The 6,067-nt window shown below is 49.8% G+C and carries 4 protein-coding genes and 1 pseudogene; 1 reads left to right on the top strand and 4 read right to left on the bottom strand.

The features are described 5' to 3' along the window. Positions 1–1,514 (bottom strand): filamentous hemagglutinin N-terminal domain-containing protein (locus H8Q75_RS02995; RefSeq protein WP_297040368.1); only part of this gene is annotated, 1,514 nt, incomplete at its 3' end. 445 nt (positions 1,515–1,959) lie between these two features. After that, complete coding sequence (locus H8Q75_RS02990; RefSeq protein WP_024124963.1) at positions 1,960–3,645, bottom strand: POTRA domain-containing protein; 1,686 nt, start codon at positions 3,643–3,645, stop codon at positions 1,960–1,962. 608 nt (positions 3,646–4,253) lie between these two features. Between H8Q75_RS02990 and smpB the strand changes: the two genes are divergently transcribed. Then, the gene (smpB, locus tag H8Q75_RS02985; protein WP_024124961.1) at positions 4,254–4,712 is read left to right on the top strand and encodes an SsrA-binding protein SmpB; all 459 of its coding nucleotides are present in this window, start codon (positions 4,254–4,256) and stop codon (positions 4,710–4,712) included. Between the two features lie 2 nt (positions 4,713–4,714). Here the strand turns inward: smpB and H8Q75_RS02980 are convergent, their stop codons facing one another. Both H8Q75_RS02980 and H8Q75_RS02975 read right to left on the bottom strand, forming a co-directional pair. Further along, complete coding sequence (locus H8Q75_RS02980) at positions 4,715–5,341, bottom strand: DUF3747 domain-containing protein (protein ID WP_297040365.1); 627 nt, start codon at positions 5,339–5,341, stop codon at positions 4,715–4,717. 124 nt (positions 5,342–5,465) lie between these two features. Beyond that, a pseudogene (locus H8Q75_RS02975) lies at positions 5,466–6,067 on the bottom strand (AAA family ATPase); the annotation flags it as partial.

Raw genomic sequence — 6,067 nt, 5'->3', positions numbered from 1 at the left:
GTAGTACCCGCAGTATTGGCTTCAAAAACAATCGCATCAAACCCTGTGGTGGGGTAGGTATTTTCTATTACTGCACCACTGTTCATCACGATATTCTGCCCTGCCTGAAGGGTAAGGTTCGTGTCCGCATTCCAAGTAATATTTACACCGCTGTTGATCGTGATGGTTTGAGGACCGCCATCGGTAGAGCTAGAAGTGGTAATGATTAGGTCGCTAATGTTCAGTTGGCTTGCAATCCAGCCATCATTGAATAAATTAAAAGAAGAAGATGGAGTACCTAGGCCGTGTTGAATCGTGACACTACCGGGGTCGAGCAGGAGAGTACCAAATTTGCCATTGGTGGCACTCAAATCCGCAAAACCACCCATCCACAAGTGTTCTTTCCCTGATACCTCGGCAAAACCCCCGTTACCGCTCAGGTTGCCCCCCCGCGCACTAATGTGGCCGTGGAAATGGGTATTTTCATCTGCCCAAACTACAACCATACCGCCGTTTCCTTGGGTGAGGGCATTGGCTTGAAGTTGTGCCCCTGTGTCAGTGAAGGTGTTTCTGGCGTTGGGTAAGGGACCTTGTCCTTGGAGATTGCCACCAATAAAAATCTGACCCCCACCAAGGTCGCCGTTGGCCGATAGATGGGCAGTGTTTCGAAGATGAATATCTTGGCCTGTTACGGTGATTTGGCCGCCATGGGTACCATCCGCATCTAGCCGTCCGCCAATATTCACTTCGCCTGTGGGACCGCCCGCTAAGATGATTCGCCCTTGACGATTTTCAACGGTGCGTGCTTCGATGATGCCGTCAACGTTCATCACTCGATCCATGATGCGCTGAGCGGCATTTGCAGAAAGGATGACTTGGCCAGCAGTAATGTGCCCCTGTTGGTCAATCAGGCTAGACAGTGGCCGGCCGTAAATGTCCGTGACTTGCTGAGCCAGATCGCTATCTACCTTGACGCTGAGGAGACCATCCCCTGTGAAGTCAAGGGTAGCAGCGGTGCCAGCAGCTAAGGCAACTTGACCTAAACGTGCTGAAATGAAACCGCCATTTTGAACTGCTGGCGCAATTAGGGCTACAAGGCCGCCCTCTTGGGCAGTCATACGACCCTGGTTAGTGATAGATGCAGGTGGCCTGTTGGGAAGGCTGTAAAAGTTTAGTCTGTCTTGCAAAAAGTCTTGATCTGTGATGTTGAGCGTACTTGCAATGAGACTCCCTACATCCACCTGAGCAGTGGGCAAAAAGGCGATGCCGTTGGGGTTAATCAAAAAGATACGACCATTAGCGCTCAGTTGACCGGCAATACTTGAGGGGGTTAACCCTGTCACTCGGTTCAGCGCGGCTGCTGTTGCACTTGGCTGAACAAAGAAGACGCCTTCGCTGGTGCCAATGCTGAAGCTCTCCCAGTTAATGATCGCTTTATCGCTGCCTTGGAGAATGTGGAGCTGATGGGGGGTGCTTTGCCCAAAGAAAACCTGACCATGCATGACGCTGGGGCTTTGTGGCAGCGCCTTAACCACTTGGGAATTCAGGCTTCCTAGAAAAATACTTGACAGAGTGAGACCAAATCCTTTCAGGAACACACTAAGTAATTTTTTCATGGAGGAACACTCTTATTGTCTTTTGCTGGCTGTATTCAGAGGATTAAAGCCCCCACCGCTCCAGCCTGGGGCATTCTTAGGCCTAAAGTGATCTACCGTCGGCTAAAGCCAACAGTCCCCTGTACCCTTTCTCTATGGATTGGGATTATGCCCTCTGCTAGGGGATTTTATCTCACCGTGGGTCCCACGGTGACGGAGATTTCATCCCTCAGAGGGGGCTTATGACTTTATATATAAGTATCTACTCGTACAGTCAATAGTATATCTACCTAGATTGACTATTGTCTAAAAACTTAATATGAGCTGGATCTAGGCACTGGTTCTAGGGAAGGGAGGACCAACTGCTGCTTCAATCCCTGAAAGTCTAGAATATACCTTGAATTTGGAAGAAAAGGCGGGGGGTTTGCTCAAAATTAGGCGTAATCCTCGTGAGCGGAAGGCCAAGCTCTAAGCGAAGTTGTAGGTTAGGGTTGATTAGCTGACGCAAACCAAAACCGGTTGAAAAAGCTTGTTGACTCGGAGGTTCAGCAATAGTAGGTCTTTTAAGGAATGTTTGGCCGTAGTCCACAAAGACATAGGGCTGGCTAATAAAGTTTGTCTTACCTAGGCGATAGCGGCGAGTATTTTGCAACTCAAGGCGTAGGGCATAGCCGTCATCTCCTAAAATGGCAGATTGAATGTAGGCAGATCCAAAGTTAGGGCCACCAATGCCAAACTGCTCAGAAACCACCAGGGGGGCTGCTGCTACTTGAGCTGCACCTGTTAAGGTGACTGACCAATTTTGTGGGAGGAAGAAAATCTGAGTAACGTCAAGGTTGGCTTTGAAGGTTGCAGGAGTGGCATTCAAGCGAGAGAGGGGTAAAGTGGGAGTTCCATTCAAGCGAGCACCTAAGCCTGCAACACCTTGAGAGAGCTGTATAGAGGCGCTAGTGAATCCTACCGAGCTAATGTAGCTGAGTTGACTCGCGGTGCGAAACACGCGGACTCGGTCTTGACTCAGAGGAACTGGCGGCCCTAAAAATGTGGTGCTGATGGTGCTGTTTAGGGCATCAAAGGAAATGCTTGTGAGCAGATTCAGTTTTCTTGAGCGAATGGGATAATAGCTGAAGCCTATGCTGCCCGCCCAAGTGGTGCCTTTGATCCCGAAGGGAGCAAGATTATCTCCAGGCTGGGTTTCAGCGTAACTCAAACTGCCTAGAAACCTGAGGCTGTTTGAATTTAAAGGAATGTTTGTATCGAAGCGACCACTTTTCAGTTCATTAAAATCGAAGGGAACTGTTGTACCACTGAGAATAAATTGTTCACCTCGGTTGAGTAGAGAGTTGAGATAGGTTCCTACCTGGAGACGAACAGGCCCGACACTGTCTGCAGACCAGTTGTTAATTGTGACAAAAGGTTGAAACGAATCTTTATTTACAGTGAGCGAAAGAATGGCTGTGCCACGCTGGCTACCGGGTTCAAAGCGCCCACTCACTTGATAGCCTGCTAAGTCGCTTATTAACAACAGATTGCGCTCGAGAACCTTGGCTTTGAGAGGGCGGGAGGATTGGATGCGATTGGCATAGGGCTGTAGCGGTTTGATAGCTCCCTTGGAACCTTCAAAACGTACTTCCTCGATATAACCTTCAACAACTTCGAGGCGAACGGTACCTTCGGCTACTTCTTGGGCAGGTACAAGTACACGGATTAAAAGATAACCTGAACGGCGGTAATGTTCAGCGATTTTTTGGGCAATGGTATAGATATCAGCAAGGGTCACCTCACGGTTGAGCCAATCTGCGTATAGCCGCCTGAGAGTTTCGGGAGAATAGACAGTTGAGCCACTAATGGTGATGTCTTTCAAAAAGAAGCGAATCTTATCTGAATCAGCAGGTGGCTGGATTTCCTGATCTCTAGGAATCGTAATCTTTGGTGTACTTGGGGGTGGCGGAGGAGGTTGAGTTTCTTCAATAATCCGCTCAGGAGAAAAAGCTTGAGCGATTAATACTGCTTGGTTGTAGTTGAACGAAATAGGCGTGGGAAGCATTAAAAATACTGACAGGGAGTTCATTACTTAGCCATAAGGGAATGTTAGTGCGTTTGTTCTATAGAAATGTTGTTCTGTAAAACTTATTATAGATGCTGCATTGCTATTGCTGATTGTTAATTGTGCACTTGACAAGCTGTCATCATGCTAGATTGACCTCTTGCTTAGTTTTTGATCAGATGATTCTACTTTGAGGATTGAAGTAGTGAGTGATTCTGAGGAAAGGGCTTGGCTTGAGCTCTAATCGGTCCGTGGGGTCGGACCAACCCGAACTCGTGCCCCCGGAGAGGGGGCCGCTATGAGGGTACTACGGAGCAATCCCGATGTCTGTGTCAGCTTCCTTGTTGTTGCAAGACCAAAGCAGCATCGGGGGTTGTCCAAGTTGCTTCTAGGCAAGGAAAACCCGCTTGAATATGAATTTCGGCGTGGCTGAGTGCTTCAGTAGGGCGAGCAGCACACACCACGGCAATCCACGACGACAATCAAGGGTAGGTCGTGCAAAAACTCTAACTGCTGCAGCTTGGGCATGACGTCACAACCATTCAGCAAAGGGGTGGGAGGGCAGTGATAAGATGAAAACTCCCCTTATCCCTAAACTGCGGTATATTGGCAATACCTTTGCGGAGTTTTTGATGGGCGATAGTATCAAAGTCCTGAGTGAAAATCGCCAAGCGCGCTTCCAATACGAAATTCTGGAAACCTATGAATGTGGTCTTGTGTTGCTCGGCAGCGAGGTAAAGTCTATTCGCGCTGGCAAGGTAAATTTGCGGGATGGCTTTGCCCGCATCCGCAATGGTGAAGCGTGGTTGATGAATGTCCACATTTCGCCCCACGAAAGTACCAACCCATCCTATAACCATGACCCCTTGCGCGATCGCAAGCTCCTTCTCCACAAGCAGGAGATCCGTAAGCTAGTGGGCAAAGTTGAACAAAAAGGGCTGACCCTTGTGCCCCTAAAGCTCTACCTGAAAAATGGCCGGGTCAAGGTCTCTCTAGGACTTGCCCGTGGTAAGAAACTCCACGACAAGCGCCAAGACCTCAAGCAGCGGCAGGACAGGCGGGAAATGGAGCGGGCAATGAAGCAACGCTAAGCCTAGCTTTGCGGTGTTGTTGCAGGGGGGATGTTGGTTTCGGTGCCGACGGGGCTGACAGGGGTAGGCGCGCTTCCTGTGGCTGCTTCCCAAGTGTCATTCGTGAAATAAACATGCCCCAGCACTTGGCCTTCGTAGGTGCGCCGCGTCAGCCGCCAAGTGGGTTCCAGATGGAATTTGAGAAATTGCCCTTCCTGTATACCGTGGGTGCGGCCAATCACCATCCGCGGACCACCGCGATTGCTACTGCCAACGAGGAGTAACTCCCCATCCCTCTGCTCAATGCGCAGACTATACTGCAATCCTAAATCCTGTTGCGCCACCCGAATCGAGTAGCCATTGCTATCCGTAGCCCGACCACAAATGCCTGTAAAGTCAAATGTCGTCAACAGCGGATCGATCACCACAGGGTTACTGCCCGATTCACGCCAGCAGGGGCGAGTATCCTTCATTTGCTCCACCACCAGTAGGCGATAGCCACCGCGGGCCAGGGGCACAGCCATCACCACATAGCGGCTTTGATCTACTTCCGTTTGCGTAAACATATTGGCTTGGGCCGGCCGAGGGGCAATTGTTCCCAAACAGGCCACCGTCAATAAGCTCAAGCCAAGTTTTTGCCAGTATTTCATAGGGACACTCCTCAGCAAGACTTGGAGATTTTGACAGCTCAATCAAACTTACTGTTCCACTACGATCCACGCCGATGAACTATTAAAATTCTAGGGATTAATTCTAGGCATGATTTTTCAGGTATCAATGGTGAGCTGTTAAATCGAGGCCAATCACTTGGGTATGTTGACCCCGCGCTTGGGTGACACCAATGGTGTGCTGAGCCGCTTCTATCATTGGTCGCCGCAGACTGACAACAATAAACTGCGCCTGTTGGCTCTGCTGCTGAATCATTTTGGCAAGGCGCTCGACATTGGCACCATCGAGAAACATATCCACTTCATCGAAGGCATAAAATGGGGAAGGGCGATAGCGTTGTAGGGCAAAGATAAAACTGAGAGCGGTTAGGGATTTTTCACCCCCGGACATTGAGGCCAAGCGTTGGACGGGTTTACCCTTGGGATGCGCTACCAGATTCAGTCCACCAGCAAAGGGATCTTCAGGACTTTCGAGTTGCAGGTAGCCATCGCCATCGGAGAGGGTGGCAAAAATTGTTTGGAAGTTGGCATTGACGGCATCAAAGGCTTCATGGAAGGACTGGTGACGCAGGGTGGTGAAGTTCTCAATCCGCAGCAAAATCTCCGTGCGCTCCGCGGCCAGAACGGCGAGTTTCTCCTGTAGTTCCTTTAGCCGTGCTTGTGTCTCCTCAAATTCCTGAATTGCCAGCATATTGACTGGTTCCATGG

The organism is Thermosynechococcus sp. OHK43, assembly GCF_014466085.1.
Lineage (GTDB): Bacteria > Cyanobacteriota > Cyanobacteriia > Thermosynechococcales > Thermosynechococcaceae > Thermosynechococcus.
The sequence above is the reverse complement of the archived record's forward strand: the minus strand, read 5'-3'. Positions and strand labels throughout refer to the sequence as shown.